The sequence below is a fragment of the Leptospira wolffii serovar Khorat str. Khorat-H2 genome, assembly GCF_000306115.2.
Classification (GTDB): domain Bacteria; phylum Spirochaetota; class Leptospiria; order Leptospirales; family Leptospiraceae; genus Leptospira_B; species Leptospira_B wolffii.
In genome coordinates this window covers 172,801-192,387 of record NZ_AKWX02000023.1, presented here as the reverse complement: position 1 = coordinate 192,387, position 19,587 = coordinate 172,801, and the positions used below count along the sequence as shown (strand labels likewise).

The 19,587-nt window shown below is 47.0% G+C and carries 33 protein-coding genes and 1 pseudogene; 8 read left to right on the top strand and 26 right to left on the bottom strand.

What is annotated here, in order from left to right:
• Window positions 1-3: 3 nt before the first annotated feature.
• Window positions 4-726, bottom strand: coding sequence for a TetR/AcrR family transcriptional regulator (locus LEP1GSC061_RS19040; RefSeq protein ID WP_016547120.1), 723 nt, complete (start codon window positions 724-726; stop codon window positions 4-6).
• An 85-nt stretch (window positions 727-811) separates the two neighbouring features.
• Here LEP1GSC061_RS19040 and LEP1GSC061_RS19035 point away from each other — a divergent pair, with 85 nt between their 5' ends.
• The 8 genes and pseudogenes from LEP1GSC061_RS19035 (at window position 812) to LEP1GSC061_RS21325 (ending at window position 7,755) form a co-directional block, all read left to right on the top strand.
• Complete coding sequence (locus LEP1GSC061_RS19035) at window positions 812-2,284, top strand: aspartate aminotransferase family protein (protein WP_016546932.1); 1,473 nt, start codon at window positions 812-814, stop codon at window positions 2,282-2,284.
• Between the two features lie 22 nt (window positions 2,285-2,306).
• Window positions 2,307-2,963: a class II aldolase/adducin family protein gene (locus LEP1GSC061_RS19030; RefSeq protein ID WP_016547236.1), complete on the top strand. Its 657-nt coding sequence runs from the start codon at window positions 2,307-2,309 to the stop codon at window positions 2,961-2,963.
• Window positions 2,960-3,613: a class II aldolase/adducin family protein gene (locus LEP1GSC061_RS19025; protein ID WP_016547182.1), complete on the top strand. Its 654-nt coding sequence runs from the start codon at window positions 2,960-2,962 to the stop codon at window positions 3,611-3,613. Before LEP1GSC061_RS19030 ends, LEP1GSC061_RS19025 begins: the two co-directional genes overlap by 4 nt.
• Before the next feature lie 349 nt (window positions 3,614-3,962).
• Window positions 3,963-5,945, top strand: coding sequence for a PP2C family protein-serine/threonine phosphatase (locus LEP1GSC061_RS19020; protein WP_016547408.1), 1,983 nt, complete (start codon window positions 3,963-3,965; stop codon window positions 5,943-5,945).
• A gap of 205 nt (window positions 5,946-6,150) precedes the next feature.
• Window positions 6,151-6,271 (top strand): annotated as a pseudogene (locus LEP1GSC061_RS21330) (helix-turn-helix domain-containing protein); the annotation flags it as partial.
• Window positions 6,272-6,445: 174 nt separating this feature from the next.
• Window positions 6,446-7,021 (top strand): hypothetical protein, encoded by a 576-nt coding sequence (locus LEP1GSC061_RS19015; protein WP_156844598.1) that lies wholly within the window; start codon window positions 6,446-6,448, stop codon window positions 7,019-7,021.
• A gap of 122 nt (window positions 7,022-7,143) precedes the next feature.
• A complete protein-coding gene (locus LEP1GSC061_RS19010; protein ID WP_156844597.1) occupies window positions 7,144-7,485 on the top strand; it encodes a hypothetical protein in 342 nt (113 codons plus the stop codon).
• A gap of 30 nt (window positions 7,486-7,515) precedes the next feature.
• Window positions 7,516-7,755 carry a HepT-like ribonuclease domain-containing protein gene (locus tag LEP1GSC061_RS21325; RefSeq protein ID WP_232218516.1) on the top strand — a complete coding sequence of 80 codons (240 nt, stop codon included), beginning with the start codon at window positions 7,516-7,518 and terminating at the stop codon, window positions 7,753-7,755.
• Here LEP1GSC061_RS21325 and rplQ read toward each other — a convergent pair.
• From rplQ to rpsS, 25 genes are all read right to left on the bottom strand, one after another.
• Window positions 7,742-8,335, bottom strand: a complete 594-nt coding sequence (gene rplQ, locus LEP1GSC061_RS19005) for a 50S ribosomal protein L17 (protein ID WP_016547321.1) — start codon at window positions 8,333-8,335, stop codon at window positions 7,742-7,744. The two genes, LEP1GSC061_RS21325 and rplQ, sit on opposite strands and share 14 nt — an antisense overlap.
• Before the next feature lies 1 nt (window position 8,336).
• Window positions 8,337-9,314, bottom strand: a complete 978-nt coding sequence (locus LEP1GSC061_RS19000; protein WP_016547124.1) for a DNA-directed RNA polymerase subunit alpha — start codon at window positions 9,312-9,314, stop codon at window positions 8,337-8,339.
• Between the two features lie 21 nt (window positions 9,315-9,335).
• Window positions 9,336-9,959 (bottom strand): 30S ribosomal protein S4, encoded by a 624-nt coding sequence (rpsD, locus tag LEP1GSC061_RS18995; protein ID WP_040510024.1) that lies wholly within the window; start codon window positions 9,957-9,959, stop codon window positions 9,336-9,338.
• Window positions 9,960-9,971: 12 nt separating this feature from the next.
• Window positions 9,972-10,379: a 30S ribosomal protein S11 gene (gene rpsK / locus LEP1GSC061_RS18990; protein ID WP_016547062.1), complete on the bottom strand. Its 408-nt coding sequence runs from the start codon at window positions 10,377-10,379 to the stop codon at window positions 9,972-9,974.
• Window positions 10,380-10,381: 2 nt separating this feature from the next.
• Window positions 10,382-10,759, bottom strand: a complete 378-nt coding sequence (gene rpsM, locus LEP1GSC061_RS18985; protein WP_016547106.1) for a 30S ribosomal protein S13 — start codon at window positions 10,757-10,759, stop codon at window positions 10,382-10,384.
• 2 nt (window positions 10,760-10,761) lie between these two features.
• Window positions 10,762-10,875, bottom strand: coding sequence for a 50S ribosomal protein L36 (gene rpmJ / locus LEP1GSC061_RS21320; RefSeq protein ID WP_008594142.1), 114 nt, complete (start codon window positions 10,873-10,875; stop codon window positions 10,762-10,764).
• 9 nt (window positions 10,876-10,884) lie between these two features.
• Complete coding sequence (gene infA, locus LEP1GSC061_RS18980; RefSeq protein WP_008595303.1) at window positions 10,885-11,103, bottom strand: translation initiation factor IF-1; 219 nt, start codon at window positions 11,101-11,103, stop codon at window positions 10,885-10,887.
• Window position 11,104: 1 nt separating this feature from the next.
• Window positions 11,105-11,668: an adenylate kinase gene (locus LEP1GSC061_RS18975; RefSeq protein WP_016547011.1), complete on the bottom strand. Its 564-nt coding sequence runs from the start codon at window positions 11,666-11,668 to the stop codon at window positions 11,105-11,107.
• A gap of 4 nt (window positions 11,669-11,672) precedes the next feature.
• On the bottom strand, window positions 11,673-13,055 hold the full coding sequence (secY, locus tag LEP1GSC061_RS18970) for a preprotein translocase subunit SecY (protein WP_016547193.1): 1,383 nt from the start codon (window positions 13,053-13,055) through the stop codon (window positions 11,673-11,675).
• 129 nt (window positions 13,056-13,184) lie between these two features.
• The gene (rplO, locus tag LEP1GSC061_RS18965) at window positions 13,185-13,706 is read right to left on the bottom strand and encodes a 50S ribosomal protein L15 (RefSeq protein WP_016547463.1); all 522 of its coding nucleotides are present in this window, start codon (window positions 13,704-13,706) and stop codon (window positions 13,185-13,187) included.
• A gap of 14 nt (window positions 13,707-13,720) precedes the next feature.
• A complete protein-coding gene (rpmD, locus tag LEP1GSC061_RS18960; protein WP_016547084.1) occupies window positions 13,721-13,900 on the bottom strand; it encodes a 50S ribosomal protein L30 in 180 nt (59 codons plus the stop codon).
• A gap of 5 nt (window positions 13,901-13,905) precedes the next feature.
• Window positions 13,906-14,421, bottom strand: a complete 516-nt coding sequence (gene rpsE / locus LEP1GSC061_RS18955) for a 30S ribosomal protein S5 (RefSeq protein ID WP_016547134.1) — start codon at window positions 14,419-14,421, stop codon at window positions 13,906-13,908.
• Between the two features lie 2 nt (window positions 14,422-14,423).
• Window positions 14,424-14,786, bottom strand: coding sequence for a 50S ribosomal protein L18 (gene rplR, locus LEP1GSC061_RS18950; RefSeq protein ID WP_016547061.1), 363 nt, complete (start codon window positions 14,784-14,786; stop codon window positions 14,424-14,426).
• Window positions 14,787-14,789: 3 nt separating this feature from the next.
• Complete coding sequence (gene rplF / locus LEP1GSC061_RS18945; protein WP_016547366.1) at window positions 14,790-15,329, bottom strand: 50S ribosomal protein L6; 540 nt, start codon at window positions 15,327-15,329, stop codon at window positions 14,790-14,792.
• Between the two features lie 26 nt (window positions 15,330-15,355).
• Window positions 15,356-15,754 carry a 30S ribosomal protein S8 gene (rpsH, locus tag LEP1GSC061_RS18940; RefSeq protein ID WP_016547409.1) on the bottom strand — a complete coding sequence of 133 codons (399 nt, stop codon included), beginning with the start codon at window positions 15,752-15,754 and terminating at the stop codon, window positions 15,356-15,358.
• Between the two features lie 19 nt (window positions 15,755-15,773).
• Window positions 15,774-15,959 (bottom strand): type Z 30S ribosomal protein S14, encoded by a 186-nt coding sequence (locus LEP1GSC061_RS21315; protein ID WP_010513640.1) that lies wholly within the window; start codon window positions 15,957-15,959, stop codon window positions 15,774-15,776.
• 10 nt (window positions 15,960-15,969) lie between these two features.
• Window positions 15,970-16,518 carry a 50S ribosomal protein L5 gene (gene rplE / locus LEP1GSC061_RS18935; RefSeq protein ID WP_016547235.1) on the bottom strand — a complete coding sequence of 183 codons (549 nt, stop codon included), beginning with the start codon at window positions 16,516-16,518 and terminating at the stop codon, window positions 15,970-15,972.
• Window positions 16,519-16,521: 3 nt separating this feature from the next.
• Window positions 16,522-16,875, bottom strand: coding sequence for a 50S ribosomal protein L24 (gene rplX / locus LEP1GSC061_RS18930; RefSeq protein WP_016547309.1), 354 nt, complete (start codon window positions 16,873-16,875; stop codon window positions 16,522-16,524).
• A complete protein-coding gene (gene rplN / locus LEP1GSC061_RS18925; protein WP_008596038.1) occupies window positions 16,875-17,267 on the bottom strand; it encodes a 50S ribosomal protein L14 in 393 nt (130 codons plus the stop codon). Before rplN ends, rplX begins: the two co-directional genes overlap by 1 nt.
• A gap of 1 nt (window position 17,268) precedes the next feature.
• Complete coding sequence (gene rpsQ, locus LEP1GSC061_RS18920) at window positions 17,269-17,538, bottom strand: 30S ribosomal protein S17 (protein WP_016547179.1); 270 nt, start codon at window positions 17,536-17,538, stop codon at window positions 17,269-17,271.
• A 2-nt stretch (window positions 17,539-17,540) separates the two neighbouring features.
• Window positions 17,541-17,843 (bottom strand): 50S ribosomal protein L29, encoded by a 303-nt coding sequence (rpmC, locus tag LEP1GSC061_RS18915; protein ID WP_016546987.1) that lies wholly within the window; start codon window positions 17,841-17,843, stop codon window positions 17,541-17,543.
• Window positions 17,840-18,253, bottom strand: a complete 414-nt coding sequence (gene rplP, locus LEP1GSC061_RS18910) for a 50S ribosomal protein L16 (RefSeq protein WP_016547001.1) — start codon at window positions 18,251-18,253, stop codon at window positions 17,840-17,842. Before rplP ends, rpmC begins: the two co-directional genes overlap by 4 nt.
• Before the next feature lie 30 nt (window positions 18,254-18,283).
• The gene (gene rpsC / locus LEP1GSC061_RS18905; RefSeq protein ID WP_016547465.1) at window positions 18,284-18,961 is read right to left on the bottom strand and encodes a 30S ribosomal protein S3; all 678 of its coding nucleotides are present in this window, start codon (window positions 18,959-18,961) and stop codon (window positions 18,284-18,286) included.
• Between the two features lie 11 nt (window positions 18,962-18,972).
• Complete coding sequence (rplV, locus tag LEP1GSC061_RS18900) at window positions 18,973-19,305, bottom strand: 50S ribosomal protein L22 (RefSeq protein WP_016547044.1); 333 nt, start codon at window positions 19,303-19,305, stop codon at window positions 18,973-18,975.
• Window positions 19,305-19,586: a 30S ribosomal protein S19 gene (rpsS, locus tag LEP1GSC061_RS18895; RefSeq protein ID WP_040510023.1), complete on the bottom strand. Its 282-nt coding sequence runs from the start codon at window positions 19,584-19,586 to the stop codon at window positions 19,305-19,307. Before rpsS ends, rplV begins: the two co-directional genes overlap by 1 nt.
• Window position 19,587: the final 1 nt, after the last annotated feature.

Here is a 19,587-nt window from a genome sequence, read left to right as displayed (position 1 = left end):
TACTTAAGTTCTTTTTTCCAGGGCCTTACGTATGAATTTAAGCATGGCCTGAACGACTTTTTCATCGTCCGTCGCGTCCTCGCCCAGATAGATCCTCATTCTTTCCCTGTAATACTCGGTGGCGTAGGAGAATTGTAGGATCATAAACAGATTATCGATGCAGAATGCGAAGATTCTTTCCTCTATCTCCGGGTCGATCAGACCGGAACTCTTAGCTTCCGAAAGAAGAGAAGTATACACCTTTGCGGAAATGCTTTCCAATTCGGAAGACAATCTCTTGATCAGATCGGAATTCCCTTCGGCGGTCATTTCGTTATAGAGTCGGATGATGTCTCTATTCTCTCTGGAATGCCTTTGGATAATTCTGAGAATACTCTCTATCTTACCGAATAGATCGCTTTCCTCGTGTAGGACCTCCTCCAAAGTTTTTTCCAACTGACCGATTCCGTGCCCTACCGCAGTCAGAAAGAAGTCCTCTTTTGTCTGAAAATACTTGTACAAGGAGCCGACGCTGATCCCGGCCTTTTTAGCTATAATATTCGTATTGGCGTTATTAAAACCGCGACTGGCGAACTCGGAAATGGCCACCGCAAGGATCCTGGCCCTCTTTTCCTCCGGAATTTTATCAAAAGTTTCCCGATTGTGCTTGGTAGGTGTATTCACAGATAGTCCTCTTTTCTCGCGAATAGAAAGGCCCGCAAGGGAATCTCGGAAAAATTCCGGCAACTCCGCCTTTCGGATATTTTCTAGTTGACAGTGAGTGAGCATTCACTCACTGTCAACCTATATTCCGCCCCAAAGGAAAAAGAATATGTCCACCGGCTTCGCAATTAGCAAATATCCAGACGTAAAAGAGGTCTATAAGCAGCTAAAAGACCTGATCCAGCAGCCCATACGCTCCATTCGTAAGGACGAAATGGATACGTATCTCAAGGAATATTTCGATAAGAAATGCGCAAAGTCTAAGGTCATGATAGCCGAGGCTTCGGAGTACATTCCCGGAGGCGTGCAGCATAACCTGGCGTTCAATTATCCCTTCCCTCTCGTTTTTACCAAGGCTTCCGGAGCCTATCTGTACGATTTGGACGGAAACAAATACATAGACTTCCTACAAGCGGGAGGTCCTACGGTTCTAGGAAGCAATCCTACCGGTATCCGTAAGAAAGTGGTGGAGCTCTTGGAAACTACAGGCCCGGTCACCGGATTATTCCACGAATACGAACTCCGTCTTGCGGAAAAGATCGTAGAGCATATGCCTTCCGTGCAAATGTTCCGTATGCTGGGTTCGGGAACCGAAGCTTGTATGGCGTCCATTCGTGTGGCGAGGCTCGCTACTAAAAAGAAGAATGTGGTAAAAATGGGAGGAGCTTACCACGGATGGAGCGACCAACTCGCCTATGGTCTCCGTTTACCGGGCACCAGACATTTCGAATCCCACGGAATTCCTAAGCACGTATTCAAATATACCCAAGAGTTCTATCCCAACGATCTAAACGCGCTGGAAAGAGTTCTGAAAAGAAACCGTTGGAGAGGCGGCACGGCTGCGGTCATATTAGAACCGGTAGGTCCTGAAAGCGGAACCCGTCCTCTGGACATGGACTTCAATAAAGGAGTTCGTGAACTCTGCGATAAGTACGGGGCTCTTATGATTTTCGACGAAGTCGTGACCGCATTCCGTATCGGTCTCAGCGGCGCCCAAGGTTATTACGGAGTCACTCCGGATTTGACCGTATTCGGTAAAGTGGTTGCCGGAGGTTATCCTTCCGCTGGAGGACTCGGCGGAAAGAAAGAATACATGAAGTATCTATCCGCAGGTCTCCAAACAGGAGTCAAAAAGGCTCTGATCGGCGGGACCATGGCGGCAAACCCGTTAAGCTCCGCAGCCGGATATTTCACTCTTTTGGAAATCGAGAAACAAAAAGCCTGCGAGAAAGCAGGAAAAGCGGGAGATAGAATCACCGCGGGTTTACAAAAACTCATTAAGAAGTATAATCTACCGTTCGTAGCCTTTAACCAAGGATCCATCTGCCATTTGGAAACGGTCGGAACCATGCTTTTGGAAATCGATATTAAGAAATTCTGGAAGATAAAATCCACCATCAAGGAAGCTCATCTTCGCAAAAAAGCAATGGAAGAAATGGGAGCGGCATATATGGCGGAAGGTATCGTGACTTTGGCGGGAAGCAGACTCTATACGAGCGCCGCAGATACCGACGCTGTGATCGACGACGCTTTGAAAAGATTCGACAGAGTCTTCCAGAAAGTGGAAGGCGTTGTAAGATAGATCCCGGATAGGAGAGTAGAATATGGAACTGGAAAAAGCAAAGAAACTGGTGAGAGATACCGGAATTCGTCTGGTAAAATCCGGTTTGATCGCCCGTACCTGGGGAAATATCAGCCAACGTATCGACGAGGATACTTTTGCGATCACTCCCACCGGAAGAACCTATCACGATCTGACTCCGGATGAGATCGTGCAAGTGAATCGACACGACCTCACTCATGTAGGAAAGATCAAGCCTTCTTATGAAAAGGGCCTGCATGCCGCAGCCTATGCTTTACGATCTAATATCGGCGCTGTGATACATACCCACCAATTGCAAGCGGCAGTGGTTGCTGCGGCAGGAAAGGACGTCCCCGTTTTGGATTCTCAAATGAAAAAGATCATCGGAGGCCCGGTTCTTTGCACGAACTACTCTTTGCCAGGAACCAAGAAACTGATCCGCATGGCAATCGAAGCATTGGACAGATCGGGGAGTAAAGCGGTTCTACTTGCCAACCATGGAACTCTTTGCGTGGGTAAGGACATGGAAGACGCCTTCCAAGTCGCATTGGAATTGGAAAGAGCCTGCAAAGCATTCATAGAAAAGGAGTTCCTACGAGTTTCCGGAGCCAAGAAAGGAGATAGAGAGTCTATCCGGTCCTGGTATCTCAAAAACTATTCTCTGGAGAAAAGCGCATGAAGATACCGGAAAGCCCCATCGAGCTACAGGAATTCCTACCTCAATTGGTAAAGGAAGGAATCCTGGATAAACAGGGATGCGCAAGCGTGAAGATCGGAAAAAGCATTTGGATCACTCCTAAGAAAGCCGATCTAAACGTAATCGGAAAAAAGAATAAGAACGTTTTATTAGAAATACCTTTAGTAGCGGATCAAATTTTTCCGAAAGACGTTCCGGAGGAAGCGGCAAAACATCTGGCTTTGTATCTAGCGAGGCCCGAATTCAACGTTATCTTGCATTCTACTCAGGAGAATGTGCAAACCTGCTCCATGGCGGGAGAAACCGTTCGTCCTTATTTGGACGATATGGCTCAGATCGTAGGCCCGAATGCTAAAGTAGTAGGCAATTCTAACGATCCGCAATCCCTCAAGAAACTCGTATCCGCAATTGCCAGAAGGAACGCGGTTTACGTGAAGAATGCGGGAGCGCTCTGCGCTCATAAGACTCTGGACGACGCCCATGCGGTATGCATGGTTTTAGAAAAGGCAAGTAAAGCCTTCGTGGAATCCAGAATTCTAGGCGGAGGAAAACCTGTCCCTTGGCTGGAAGCGGAAGCCATCCGTTTCGTTTACCAAAGAAAATACTCCAAACAAGCGGAAAAGAATCGTTAAATCGTCCCCGCGAAGTGGGGACGATTTAACGATTCCGTCGGAGTTCCGACAAAGCGTTTTTAAGCTTTCGGCTTTCTCCGCAACTCTACCAGATAAGTTTCCATGCGTTGCGGTATACCCGAAAGCACGATCAAATATCCTGCCGAATAGCGAACACGTTATAAAATTGCGAGATAGTTTTTTATGAGGAGGACTTACTTTTCTCTTATATTTTTTCGTCTTAAGCCTGTATACCCTAGCTGATATTTTTATCAAGTAAACGCATTTTGTAAAAAATTTGTGGATGATACTTAATAAATTATATTATCTAAACCTTATACCTAGGGCTGAAAGCCGAGGCCTTACGAGAATGGAAGAAAAAAAGGAACTCATAACGGAGAGAATCATAGCCTCCGGTCCGGTCACGATCAACCGAATCCGATTCGGCCTCGCAGGACTCTTCTTGGCCTCGTTGGCCGCTTCTTGGGCCCAAAGTTCCGCAGCTCAGAATGCGGCTTATCTGATTGGCACGAGTGCGATGCTCGGCTATGCGATTTACAACCATCTTTCTTATAAGAAACAAGGTAAAATCCCCCCAATGGTAGGTAAGGTTTCCGTTCTTGCCGATATCACCATTCTTTCCGTAGTCATGTTCGTAGCTTCCTGGACGGATAGGGATATGGCCTCAGGGGTCATTCGCCAGATGGTTTTATATGCCATCAATATGATCTTCATCGTATATTCCGTTCTATTACTTTCTCCTACGGTGGCCAAACTCTCCGGAATCTTCAGCGTAGTCGGTCAAGGTTTAGTAATCCTGAATACTATCTTCAGAGGCGTGGAATTTACCGAAGACGAACTCAAAGTGATTTCTCCCGGGTATGCTTCCATTTCGGAACAGGCCTTGAAGCTCGTATTCCTAGCAGTCGTTTCCTATATCACACGGAGTGTAATTCTGATCTTCCGTAGGATCGGAGCAGTAGAGGAAGAATACTCGAATACCCTAGAACAGAAAGTGGACGAGAGAACGGTTGAAGTCACGAAGAGAATGGAAGAGATTCAGGCTCTCAAAGTGCAACAGGACGGTGACTATTATCTCACTTCTCTCTTGAGCAAGCCTCTCATGACCAACTGGAACACTTCCCAGGAAGTAAATACCACCTTCTACATTGAACAGAAAAAGAAATTCACTTTCAAGAACCGGGAATCGGAATTGGGAGGAGATGTTTGCATTAGCGGTAACCTTCTCTTCGGAGAGGACAGGGAAAAATGGACCTTCTTCCTAAACGGTGATGCGATGGGAAAATCCCTGCAAGGAGCGGGTGGTGCCATCGTACTCGGAACCGCAGTGAATAATATTATGACCCGCTCCGCCGGTCACGGTAAGGTAATAGATACGAGCCCGGAGAATTGGATTCGCCAGACTCATAGGGAGCTGGACGAGATCTTCAAGACATTCGACGGAACGATGATGGCATCGGTCATCTTCGGATTGGTGAACGATCGGACGGGGAAAATAATGATATTCAACGCCGAGCATCCTTGGGCTGTCTTATACAGGGACGAGAAGGCGTCTTTTCTCTCGACAGAACTTTCCGCCTGGAAATTAGGATCTCCTTTCGGTTCCAGTATTAAGATTCACGAATCCTATCTCCAGCCCGGAGACGTTGTATTCATAGGCTCAGACGGAAGGGACGATATCAATATCAACTCCCAAGGCACCTGGAAAATGAACGAGGATGAGACGTTATTCCTTCGTATCGTGGAAGAAGCGGGAGGAGAGCTGGAATTCATCTCGGACAAACTCCATGCGGTCGGAGCCATCGCGGACGACCTATCCTTGATTCGGATCGGATATAAGGAAGTCATTCAACCAGATCATCCGAAATATGCCGGGGCTGTCGAAAAGTATAACGAGGCTCGGATCCATATTCAGAGAAAAGAAATCCCGATCGCAATCGAGCTTTTGGAAACCGCTTGGAGTCTCGCTCCGAATTTCAAGGAAGCGCCTCGACTACTCGGTCAAATCCACTACGATCGAAAGGAATATACGAAAGCGTCCAGATGGCTGGAACGTTATCTTAGCTTGGATCCGGATTCCCAAAACATCTGGTTCCTCGCGTCCTTATGCTATAAACACATGAAGGATTTCAAAAAGGCCGCAGACGCTGCGGAAAAAGTCCGTCAGACCCAACCTCATAGGCTCGCCAATCTCATCAATCTATCGGACAATTACAGATTGCTAAACCAATTCGAAGACGCGCGTTCCGTCCTGGAAAAAGCCAAGGAACTGGACGGAGATAGCGCGCTTGTAGGAAAACTGGACGAGTTTCTTAGATCGAAAGGGTACTGAACTCCCTAGTAATCGCTTGCGTACGTAAGACTATTTTCCTACTCCGTTAGAGATGACTTCGTCTTTGTCGGGCTTCCGCCTCCCACCACCCTGAAAAGCCGCTCGTAAACCCGTATCCGGGTCACTTCATGTCTAAATTGAGATATTATTTGTCATTCCTTTGTGTAATTTTGCATATTAATTAATTATATTATCTTGACAGATCATTTCCGAGTTCGTCAGTCGCGGTTTTAATAACGCCAATACTAAATATTATAGCTAAAAAGGCCGGGACCAGCGTCGGCTCCCTGTACAAGTATTTTCAGACAAAAGAGGACTTCTTTCTATATCCGCTCGGACAAACCGATTCCATCCAGGGAATATTAGCTACAATCAACTCGTACGGAAAAAACCAAGTAACGATCTCGGATCTTGTTTCCGCAAATTTAGACCACCCTCTAACCTCCGTTCCGCTGACGATTACGGGGATTCAATTCGTGATTCAGGAACAGTATAAGTCTTTGAGCGATATTGCGTCGTATTACCAAGCACTGAGCGCACAAACGAATGGACGCCTTCTTCCTCCGGATCCGGGAAGTTTAGCGGAGGCAAGCGGGAATGTTCTCGGCCTGATTGCGGCGGGAATCACTCTTACAATCGGCAGTCAATCTTACATTACCAAGAATACGGATACTTTCGCGAGTATTGCCGCCTATTTCCAACTCACTCTGCAAGCATTAGGACAGCAGCTATCCGCGGTGTCGCTACTTGCCCCTGCTTCGAAACTCACTGTGTCTCCGCTTACATATACTAGTAGTCCTTCACTCGACGATACGTTAAATTCTTTGGCGCTATTCTTTAACATAGACGCGCTTTCTATCGCGACTACCAATGCGGATGTTCCCGGATTCTTCTCTCTTTTACTCGCGACGGACGAGGATTCCGCTCACGCTTATCTGAAACTTCCAGTGTTGGATGCCGCCCCTTTACCTATGATTCTTTCGTCCATGCAGTTCGCCGGTACTACGGCCAATTTAGCCGGCATGGCTTCCCGTTATCTCCTCCACGGTTTGCACTCACCCCCTATCTTCCGGTGACCCAAGAGATCCGAATCGACCGTATCAATAATCCTGCCGGAAATCCGCAGGCACTGACTCAGATATTAAATAATCTCTTTACCAATCTCTTTTCTGCAGTCCAGCAGCCGTCGGTGCAAAAAATGAAATTGAGCTGTAACTATGCATATTCAGAGAATGCAAACGTTCCCGATATCTTGCTCCCTGTTTTATTTTCGACTCCTTTCGATTTTAATATTCCGAACGATAGCCAAGGAATCCCTGCTTGCAATACGTCCCTCCCGAGAGAAGGATCTTCTTACGTCTGCCAATTGGCTTATGCTCTATGCCAATGGTTCCGTGTTAAATCTCCCCAAACAAACGGAAGTTTTCTCTTCGAAATCTGGATCTATAGTGATTTTACCGACTCCCAAATGCCGGTCCTGGATTTGCAAAACCTGGTACTTCCTATTGCCTCCATCTCGGACCTGATCACCAAAGGTTAATCTCCAATCCACCCCCGTGATATCGGTGCTTTGGCGGAATGGAGACGGATAGCCGACTTACGGGATTTCATAGCTCATGGCTATCATGAGATAGACGACGATATCATTCGGAATGTCGTCAGGAACCATCTAGCTTCTTTAAAAACTCGGATTATGAAAATCATCTCCAAGCAAGTTATAGGTACAGTAAAAAATAAAAAACCCCAAGGCAGAACGAACCGCCTCGGGGTATATCTCCCATCTCTAAAAGGGGAATTTATTTTTTCTTAGGTTTTGCCTTAGCCGGAGCTTTTTTCTTCACGACTTTGCTAGGAGCGGCCGCAGGTTTTTTCTTAGGCTTCGGAGCGGCTTCTTTTTTAGGCGCCTTCTCTTTTTTCTCCGGAGCCGGAGCTGCAGCCTTCGCTTTCTTAGCGTCGGAAACCGCTTCTCTCTTGTCTCTGATCTCTTGGAGAAGAGCAGGACGATCTTTGCGTGCGGTCAATTCGAGGATGCCCACTTCGGAGTTATCGGAAGGACGATTCACAAGTTTCAACAGACGAGTATAACCTCCGTTGGTGCTTGCGTAACGAACCGCGATATCTTCGAAAAGCTTAGTTACGATATTACGATCCTTCACTCTTTTCAAAACTTCGCGTTTATTATGAAGAGCTACTGCCGGAGCGATATCGGCAACCAGATTTCTCTTGGCTCTAGTGATGATTTTCTCCGCATGAGAGCGAACCACTTTCAGTTTAGCTTGGGTGGATTCGATTCTCTCGTATTTGAAAAGGCTTGTGATCATGTTATTGATCAACGCGTCTCTATGACCCTTTTCGCGGTTGAGATGTTTTACTTTATTTCTTTTGTTCATATTAGAAATCTCTCATTCCGAACGAAAGACCCAAACCGGCGAGTTTGGACTTAAGTTCCGCGAGACTTTGCTCGCTATAATGTTTGGATTTGGACATCTCTTCTTCGGATCTCTTGACGAGGTCTCCTACGAAATCGATTTCCAGACTACGAAGAACGTTCAGGGAACGAACGGAAAGTTCCAACTCCTCGACATGTTTGGAAAGAGAAGCCTTGAGTTTCTCGTCCGCCTCGTCGAGTTCGTCCTCTTCTTCTTCGAGTTCTTCTTCGAAGTTGATGAATACCGTAAGGTGCTCTTTTAGGATCTTAGCCGCTTGTGCAACCGCATCCTCAGGAGAAATAGATCCGTCAGTCCATACTTCCAGAGTCAGTTTTTCGTAATCGGATCTTTGAGCCACACGGGTCTCGGAAATCTCGAAGATTACTTTTTGGACCGGAGAGAAGATGGAGTCGATCGGGATAGTTCCCAGAACTTCTATGTCCTTCTTCTTATCTTCCGCAGGAACGTATCCTCTTCCTCTTTGGATTTCCAAATCCAGAACCAGATTCGCATCCTCGTTCAGAGTAGCGATATGAAGGTCGGGATTCATGATCTCGATGGAAGAATCTACAGCCAGATCTCCCGCTCTGAAATAGCCTGCGCCTTTCAGTTCCAAGTGGATCACTTTGCTTTGGTCTTTGTCCTCAGGCTCGTACTTGATACGAACTTGCTTGAGGTTCAGAATAATTCTGGTAACGTCTTCCGCGACTCCTTCGATATAGGAAAACTCATGGTTCACGCCTTCGATACGAAGAGCGGAAATAGACGCTCCTTCGATAGAGGACATGAGAGTCCTACGAAGAGAGTTTCCGATCGTGGTCGCAAAACCGCGTTCGAAAGGTTCCGCGACGAATTTTCCGTAGTTCGGAGTGTTCGCTTCGGTCGTAAATTCGATCTTTTTAGGACGTTTAAATCCTTTCAGTAAGCTTTTAAGAGACACTGGAAACCCTTCCCAATTAAATTACTTGGAGTACAACTCCACGATCACCTGTTCTTTTACCGGGATGTCGATATGATGACGCTCCGGTAGAGACAGAATTTCTCCCGAAAACTGGATGAAGTCGGAAGACACCCAAGAAGGAATATTATTCAAGGATTGAGCCAACTGGATGTTCTGAGTAATGAACCCGGAAGTCCTGAATTTAGGCTTAATCTCGATCTTATCGCCGACGCTCAAACGGAAAGAAGGAATGTCCACTTTCTCGCCGTTCACCAGAATATGGTTGTGAGCGATGAAGTTTCTAGCTTGGCGTCTGGTCACCGCGAAACCGAGGCGATACACCACGTTATCTAATCTTCTTTCCAGAAGCTGAAGAAGAATCTCACCGGTTACACCGTGAGAATGGGAAGCTTCTTCGTATAAGCTACGGAATTGTTTCTCTAGTAGTCCGTATGCTCTTTTCAGCTTTTGCTTTTCGCGGAGCTGAGCGCCGTACTCGGAAACTTTCGGTTTCCGTTTAGGTTGCATTCCAGGAGGTCCCTTTCTGTGGAACTTATCCTTATTGAAAGTAAAACTGGATTTGAGGTAGAGGTTTACTCCCTCTCTCCTCATTAGTTTAACGACAGGTCCTCTATATCTTGCCATATTATTCCTACCTTAAACCCTTCTTCTCTTACGGGGACGACAGCCGTTATGCGGTAAAGGAGTAACGTCCTTGATCATTTTAATGGAAAGTCCGCGAGCTACCAAGGAGCGAATTGCGGATTCACGTCCGATCCCAGGACCGGAAACGAGAACGTCCACTTCGGCCAAACCGGTAGAATCGATCGCTTTCTCTGCGGCGTTTCCTGCGGCGATCTGAGCCGCATACGGAGTGGATTTTTTGGATCCACGGAAACCCATAGCACCTGCGGTGGACCATGCCAGAGTGTTTCCTGCCAAGTCGGTGATGGTGATGATGGTATTGTTAAAAGAAGCGGTGATATAGACCTTTCCACGAGGAACGACCTTTTTCTCCTTCTTCTTAACTTTCTTTTCTTTCTTGCCTTTCTTATCTTCAGCCATGATTACTTAGTCACCTTTTTCTTGTTGGCAACGGTCTTCTTAACACCCTTACGAGTACGGGCGTTGGTTCTGGTTCTTTGACCGCGAACCGGAAGTCCTTTTCTATGACGCAGGCCTCTATAGCATCCGATATCCATCAATCGTTTGATATTGAGTTGGTTTTCGGAGCGAAGATCTCCTTCCACCTTGACGCTTTCCTCGATCACTTTACGGATCGCCGCTTCTTGAGCGTCGGTCAGATCCTTAACTCGGACCTTTTCCTCTACTCCTGCTTTGGCGAGAACCTTGCGGGAAGTGGATTGACCGATCCCGAAAATATACGTCAGACCGATAACGACTCTTTTTTCTCTCGGAAGATCTATACCTGCGATACGAGCCATGATTATGCTTGCCTTTGCTTGTGTTTAGGGTTGGTGCAGATCACGCGGATCACACCTTTTCTTCTGATAACTTTGCAGCTAGTGCAGATTTTTTTTACGGAAGTTCTTACTTTCATAACGTGTTCCTATTTTTTGCGGTAGGTAATTCTACCCTTGGTCAAATCGTAAGGAGAAAGCTCCACGGTGACTTTGTCCCCTGGGAGGATTCGGATATAATGCATTCTCATTTTGCCGGAAATATGAGCCAATACTTTGTGCCCGTTTTCCAGTTCTACGCGGAACATCGCGTTTGGAAGAGGTTCCAAAACGGTACCGTCCACGGTGATTGCATCTTCTTTTGCCAAGTTACGCTAACTCCTTCTGGATGAGTTCTGTGACTTGCTCCAGGTTCCCCACTCCGTTTACACGAGACAGGTTTCCCTTCGCTGCATAATAGTCCAATAGAGGCAGAGTCTTTTTGTTGTAGGTCTCCAAACGACTCTTGATCGTAGCCTCGTTATCGTCGGAGCGACCTTCTATCTCCGCACGTTTCAGCAAGCGCTGTAGAAGTTCCGCATCGGGAACTTCCAGGTTGATCGCTCTCTTGATCTTAACTCCTTCGGAGTGAAGAATCTTGTCCAAAGCATCCGCTTGTTCCACGGTTCTTGGAAATCCATCCAAGAGGAATCCGTTTTTACAATCAGGCTCTACGAGACGATCTTTGATAATACCGATCACAACCGAATCCGGGACCAAGTCTCCGGCATCCATGAACTTCTTCGCTTCCAAACCCATTGGGGTCCCATTCTTCACGGCCGCGCGAAGAATATCACCAGTGGAAATCTGAGGAATTCCCAAACTGTCGCAAAGAATCTTAGCTTGGGTACCTTTTCCCGCACCCGGAGGGCCCATGAAAATGATGGAATTCATTCTCTTAGGACCTTCCCTTAATTTTGGATTTCTTCAGGAAGCCGTCATAATTTCTCATGAGCAGTTGGGATTCCAATTGCTTCAGAGTTTCCAGAGCCACCCCTACCATGATCAAGAGAGAGGTTCCTCCGAAGGTGTATACCAAGGATCCTCCTCCTGAATTGGTCCCTAAATCCAAGAAACGAATGATAACATAAGGAGCGAGCGCGAGTCCCGCCAAGAATACCGCACCCGGAAGAGTGATTCGATTCAGAACTTTCTCGATATATTCTTTGGTATGAGAACCTGGACGGATACCTGGAATGAATCCGTTATATTTACGTAGATTCTCAGCGAGTTCGCTCGGATTGAATTGGATCGCAGTATAAAAATATGCGAAGAATACGATGAGCCCGATGTAGATCAGGAAGTATACCGCAGCGTGATACCAAATCTGAGAGAACGGGTTCAGATAGTCGAGAAGAACGACCCAGCCCGCCCAGTTAGGAAGCTCGGCGATCTGTTGGATGATCGTTTGCGGAAATAATAATAAAGAAGAAGCGAAGATAATCGGCATTACGCTCGCACCGTTCACTTTGAAAGGAATGCTTTGCGATTTAGCCTGAACCATTCTGCGTCCTACCATCTGCTTGCCGTATTGCAGAGGCACCTTACGAACCCCCTGGGTGAGAAGAACGGTAAGAGCGATGAGTAGAATGAACAGTAACAGTAGGATGATGATATTCAGTCCGTCTACGAAATTCTCACGGAAGAGTTGCGCTACGGAAACAGGAAGACGGCCTACGATACCGGCGAAGATCAAAAGAGAAATACCGTTACCGATCCCTCTCTCTGTGATTTGCTCTCCGAGCCAGATCAAAAGAACGGTCCCGGTAGTAATGGATAATAATGCGATGAAGAAGAACCAGGATTCTACGGAAGAATGGATGAGTCCCGGGTGAAGAGCGGGGCTATTGTCCGCTCCATAAGACCAGCGTTGTGCCAGACGAATCACTGCGAGAGATTGAACCGCACAAAGAATAATAGTACCGTATTTGGTATATTGGGAAATCTTCTTACGACCTTCTTCTCCCTCTTTTTGGAGTTTTTGTAAAGAAGGAACAAGTACCATCACTAATTGCATGATGATGGAAGAAGAAATATAAGGCATGATCCCTAAAGCGAAGATGGAGAAGTTCAGAAGAGCTCCTCCCGCGAACATATCGAACATTCCGACGAGTCCTTCGGAAGCGTTTGCGTCCAAAGCGATCGCAGAGACTACCTTAGGATCGATACCGGGAATCGTGATATGAGTGCCTAGACGGAAAAGCAAGAGCATGCCGAGGGTAAAGAAAACCTTATTCCTTAGCTCGGGAATTTTGAAGATATTTGCGATCGAAGTCAGCATGCGGCTTTTTTCTCTGTCCTTGTTTCCTAACTTGGGCCCGGGGGCCCATCGGGCAAAAGGGACTCAATTGCTTGAATCCCTTCTCTCATTTTACCGAATCGATAGTTCCAAACGGCTGTAAAACGACTCTTAAGCCTCTTTAGGGGCTTCGGAGCGGAGCTTTACGGATCCTCCGGCTTTCTCTATCTTTTCTTTTGCGGAGGCGGAGAAGCCGTCTGCCACGATATGAATGGCTTTCGTGATCTCTCCGGTTCCCAGAATCTTGAAAAGAGTGGTCTCTTTATCGAGAATCTTCGATTCAACCATAATTTTGGCATCTATGTTGCCGGTCAATCCGCTTTTCTCAAGGTCTCTCAAGTTGATTGGGAAGAAGTCCTTGTGAAAAATGGAGGTAAATCCGCGCTTAGGGAGCCTTCTGTGGATAGGCATCTGCCCACCTTCGAATCCCCTACGAACGGTATTTCTCGCGTACTGTCCTTTGGAACCGCGACCTCCGGTCTTACCGGTTTTGGAACCGATACCACGACCCAGACGCTTCTTCGCCTTAGAAGAACCTTCCGGAGCGGGAATCGTATTGTTTGCAGGCTTGTCGCCTTTTGGTGCGCGCTCTTTTCCGAACGCCAGAGCGGTTTTAATTCTTTCTTTGCTCATATCCGATTCCTCGATTAGGCCTTATCCACTCGGACCAGGTGTTGGACATCGTAAATCATTCCCTTTACCTGGGGGGTCAGAGTGTGTTTTCTTTGTTGTCCGGGTTTACGGAGTCCCAAAGCGGCCAGAGTCAATTTCTGGCCTTTCTTGATCCCGATACTGCTTTTGATCTGAGTAACGATTACAGTTTCCATGTTCCTTATCCTACGTCGTTTCCGAATAGGCGAGCGAGGCTGATTCCTCTCTTGCGAGCCGCAAGAACAGGAGTCTCCAATTGTTGGAGAGCGTCCAGAGTCGCCTTTACGATGTTTACAGGGTTGGAAGATCCCCAAGATTTGCTAAGAATGTCTTGGATTCCCGCTTTTTCCACTACGGAACGAACGGATCCTCCGGCGATGATCCCGGTTCCCGCAGTGGAGGGTTTCAGGATCACTCTTGCCGATTTGAATTTTCCGATCACTTCGTGAGGAATGGTATGTCCTCTGAATTGGATCTTAACCAGATTCTTTTTCGCGGACTCGATGGATTTACGGATCGCATCTGGAACCTCGTTCGCTTTACCGAATCCGATCCCTACTTTTCCCTTGGCGTCACCGACTACTGTCAGAGCGTTAAAGGAGAAACGACGTCCCCCTTTTACCACCTTGGCAACGCGGTCGATTTTCACGACCTTCTCGTTAAATTCTTTCTGCTCTTGGTCTTGTTCGTACGCCATTATTAGAACTCCAGTCCCGCTTCTCTTGCTGCGTCAGCAAAAGCCGCGATTCTTCCGTGGTAGATCATCCCGGAACGATCCAGCATAACCGATTTAAGCCCTTTTTGAGAGGCTCTTTCACCGATCGCTTTTCCCAAAGCCTTAGCGGCTTCCTTATCTTTGCGACTCTTTCCGGAAAAAACTTCCTCCAGAGTAGAAGCGGCAACCAGAGTAATCCCTTTAGAATCGTCTACGATCTGGCAGGAAAGATAACGATTGGATTTATTGAAAACCAATCTAGGGCGTTCACCGAACTGTCTCAGTTTGAATCGGGAACGTTCCGCTCTCCTGTTTTTGGCTGCGATTTTTTTCAGTTTATTAATCATGGCCTACTTCTTACCGGTTTTTCCGGCCTTTCTCTTAATGAATTCGTCGTTGTACTTGATTCCTTTACCTTTATAGGGCTCAGGAGGTTTCTTAGCGCGAATATCGGCTGCGACTTGACCTACGAGTTGTTTGTCGATCCCGGTGATCTTGATCTTCACCTGCTCGATGACTTCGATCTTGATTCCTTTCGGGGTCTTATAAACCACTTCATGGGAGAACCCCAGGTTCATTACCAGATCTTCTCCGCGCTTAGCAGCACGATAACCGACCCCGGTAATTTCTAAGTTCTTTTCCCAGCCGCTGGTCACACCCTTAACGCTATTCATAAGAAGAGCGCGGGTGAGTCCGTGAAGAGCTACAACATTCTGCTCTTCGCTTGCTCTTTCCAGCTTAACGGTTCCCGATTCGCTCTTGAGGGAAATTCCCGCAAAGATCGGAGTCTGGAGCTCGCCAAGAGGACCTTTCACGCGGATAATGCTATTATCCTGTTTTACTTCCACTTTATCAGGAAGTTTGATTTCTGCTTTTCCAATCCTGGACATAGGTATTTACGATAGATCCGAATCTCTTAAGAGAGTTTGCAGATCACCTCTCCTCCTACGCGTAATTTACGGGCTTTCTTCCCGGTCATAATTCCTTTGGAAGTGGAGAGGATCATAGTTCCCATATTGTTTTTATAGGGACGGATCTCTTCGCTCTTCAGATATACACGACGGCCGGGCTTGGAAACGCGAACCAACTCACGGATGATAGGTTTCTTAGTGACGTCGTATTTCAGAGCCACTTTGAAATCTTCGAAACTTCCGTTGGTCACAGGCTCGTAACCGCTGATATAACCTTCTTCTTTCATCAATTCCAGAATGGAGCGTTTGATTTTGCTTCCAGGAATGACGCAACTCTCGTGTTTCGCACGACCAGCATTTCGGATGCGGGTCAGCATATCGCCGATAGGATCAGATAAACTCATTATAATATCCTCCTGCCCCTTACCAAGATGCCTTGACTACGCCCGGGATCTGAGCTTGGCTAGCCAGTTTCCGGAAGCAAATTCTGCACATATCAAATCTTCTGAGGTAACCACGTGGACGACCGCAGAGTGGGCAACGGTTGTGAACCCGTACTTTGAATTTCTTTTTCTTCTTATGTCTTTCTATTAAAGATGTCTTAGCCATCTGCGGCTCCTTATCTCAGGTTCCGGAACGGCATACCGAAAGCGGCGAGAAGGCTATGAGCTTCCGCATCGCTCTTGGTGTTCGTTACGAAGGTCAGGTTCATCCCGTAGAGTGAATTGATCTTATCCACTTTGATCTCGGGGAAAATGATTTGCTCTTTGATGCTGAAGTTATAGTTTCCGCGTCCGTCGAAACCCTTCTCGGAAACACCTTTAAAGTCGCGCACCCTTGGAAGAGCCACGTTCACCAGACGATCCAGGAACTCATACATATAGTTCCCGCGCAGTGTAACGGTGGTTCCGAGGCTCATACCCTCGCGGAGTTTGAATCCCGCAATGGATTTTTTTGCCTTAGTTTTTACGGGGCGTTGGCCGGTAATCAAAGCGAGCTCTTCCACCGCAGCTTCGAGAGCCTTGGGGTTCGTATGAGCTTCTCCCATACCTACGTTGAGAACTATTTTCTCAAGGCGGGGGACCTGCATAACCGACTTGAAGTTATACTGTTTTTGGAGTGCGGGAGCGATTTCTTTCCCGTATTTTTCCCTCAGTCTAGCTGCCATGATTTAGATCTCTTTCCCGTCCGGTTTGGAAACGCGGACTTTTTTGCCTTTATTCTCTTGGTATCCCAAGCGAACTCCCTTCTTCTTCTTGGAGTCGTAGAACATTACGTTGGAAATGTGCATAGGAGCTTCCACTTCCACTACTCCTCCCTGAGGGTTCTCCTGGGTAGGTCTTAAGAAACGCTTGCGTTTGTTTAAGCCTTCAACCACGACACGATCCCGTTTTTTATCGATAACGAGGATTTTTCCTCTTTTACCTTTTTCTTTTCCTGCGATCACGACGACTTCGTCGTCTTTGTGCAGGCGAACGGGTTTGAATTTAGTATATTCGGATCCCCGATACGTCAGCTTGGACATTATAGAACCTCCGGCGCTAGGGAGATAATCTTAGCGTATTTTTTATCGCGAAGTTCGCGAGCAACCGGCCCGAAGATACGGGTTCCTTTCGGATTTCCCTTATCGTCGATGATGGCTACTGCGTTATCATCGAAACGGATATAAGAACCGTCCGGACGACGGATTTCTTTCTTAGTTCTAACAACAACGGCGCGTTGAACGGCCTTGTTATGGACCTTTTTCCCCGTGGAGTCCTTCAATCCGTAAGCGGGTTGAGCGTCTTTAACGGCGACGATAATCTCGTCTCCCACGGAAGCGTAACGTTTCTTAGAGCCTCCGAGAACCTTAATACACATAACCCGTTTGATTCCGGAGTTGTCGGCGACTTGGAGGATGGTTTCCTGTTGGATCATCTTACTTTGCCTTTTCTACGATCTTAAATAGACGGTGACGCTTTTCGCGGGACAGAGGGCGAGTTTCAATCGCGAGAATCTTGTCTCCTACTTGGCATTCGTTCTTCTCGTCGTGAACCTTCATTTTAACGGTTTTACGAACGATCTTCTTGAATCTAGGATGAGTCTTACGTGCTTCCACGATCATCACCAAGGTTTTATCCATGGCGGTGCTTACGACTCTACCTTCGCTCAGAAGGGATTTCTTAATATGCTTCTTTGCAGTTTCCATAATCAATTCTTAGCCTTCGCATTCTTCTTAGCGGCGGCATTCGCTTTTGCTAAAGCTTGGCCTTTGCGAGTCGCTCTGGAATAACGCTTGGTCTTAGTGGAACCGGGCTTCGCAGCCAACTCTCTGTTCTTTTGGATGGTCAGAAGGCGAGCGATCTTCTTCTTAGCGTTCGCGATTACCTTCGGATTTTCCAAAGAACGGGATACTCCGTATTGGAAGCGAGCGGTGCGGATGACCTTGCGCGCATCTTCCAACTGAGCCAGAATTTCCGCGTCTTTCAACTCTGCGAGTTTGATCTTTTTCACAGCATGGACCTCTTCACGAATTCGGTTTGAACAGGCAGTTTATAAGCAGCCAAATCCAAAGCTTTTTTAGCGGTCGCTTCATCAATTCCGCTCATTTCGAATAAAACGCGGCCAGGTCTGACTTCAGCAATCCAGAACTCAGGGTTACCTTTTCCTTTACCCATACGAGTTTCCGCTGGTTTCTTGGTAATAGGAAGGTGAGGAAAGATCCGAATCCATAATTTCCCGCCTCTTTTCACTTGGCGGTTGATGGTGATCCTTGCAGCTTCGATTTGTCTTGCAGTCAGACGACCGGAAGTCACGGCTTTCAAACCGAACTCTCCGAAAGAAACTTTAGAACCACGTTCGTCGTTTCCTTTCAGGCGACCTCTTTGTCTTTTTCTGAACTTAACTCTTTTAGGTGATAACATCGTTTTTTACCTTTGGATCATCAAAGACGATCAGTTGGTCCTTCTCTTAACGGCGTATTTATCTTCTTCGGACTCTTCTTTACTGTTGATGAAGTCTCCAGTGTAAGTCCAAACTTTCACTCCGATCTGGCCGAAAGTGGTGCTTGCTTCGCGGAATCCTAAATCAATCTTCGCTCTCAGGGTATGAAGAGGAATTCTTCCTTCACGATAGCCTTCGCGACGAGCCATATCCGCTCCGTTCAAACGTCCGGAGATTAGGATTTTGATCCCTTCCACTCCGCCTCTCATCGCACGACGAAGCTCTTGCTTCATTACGCGACGGAAAGGTTGGCGCTCTTGGATTTGAATCGCGATGGACTCGGCGATACATTGAGCGATAGTCTCAGGCTTCTTAACTTCGATAATGTTAAGGTTCAAAGGCTTCTCGGTCATAGTCTTGATGACTTTCTTAACGGCTTCGATATTCGCTCCGTTTTTACCGATTACCACACCAGGCTTAGCAGTGTGAAGGTTCACGTTGATCTTCTCAGGAAAACGCTCCACTACAACTTTTACAACGCCTGCCTCTTTGAAACGGCCTTGGATAAATCTACGAATTCTAATGTCTTCGTGCAGGTTCTTTTTATAGTCTGCTTGAGAGAACCAGATGGAATCCCATCCGCGAGTGATCCCGATACGAAGTCCGATTGGGTTAACTTTCTGTCCCATGATTTCCCCTATTAATCCGAGATGACCACTGTTACGTGGCTGGTTCTCTTACGAATCCTTGCCGCTCTACCGCGAGCGCGAGGACGGAAGCGTTTCAGAATAGGGCCTTCGTCCACGAGAATTTTCTTAATAAACATCTTGCCGGGCTCAGCGGAATCGTTCTTCACGACTGCGTTTGCAGAAGCGGACTTGATCAGCTTGAAGATAGGCTCGATGGCTCTCTTGTTCGTATATTTCAGAATATCCAGAGCTTCCGCAACTTCGTATCCGCGGATCTCGTCGGCGACGAGACGCAGTTTACGAGGAGACATTCTGATAAATCTTGCGATTGCTACGGCTTCCATTATTTCTTCGCCGCCTTTTTATCCGCGTTTCCGTGACCACGGTAGGTACGAGTAGGAGCAAATTCTCCCAACTTGTGTCCGACCATATTGTCGTTGATGTAAACCGGAATGAACTTGTTCCCGTTATGAACCATGATGGTGTGACCGATCATGTCCGGGAAAATCGTACTTCTACGAGACCAGGTTTTAAAAGGCTTCTTTTGGTTTTCGGAGTTCAGTTTGATCACCTTGCTCATGAGGTGACTGTCGATGAACGGACCTTTCTTAGTAGATCGCATGATG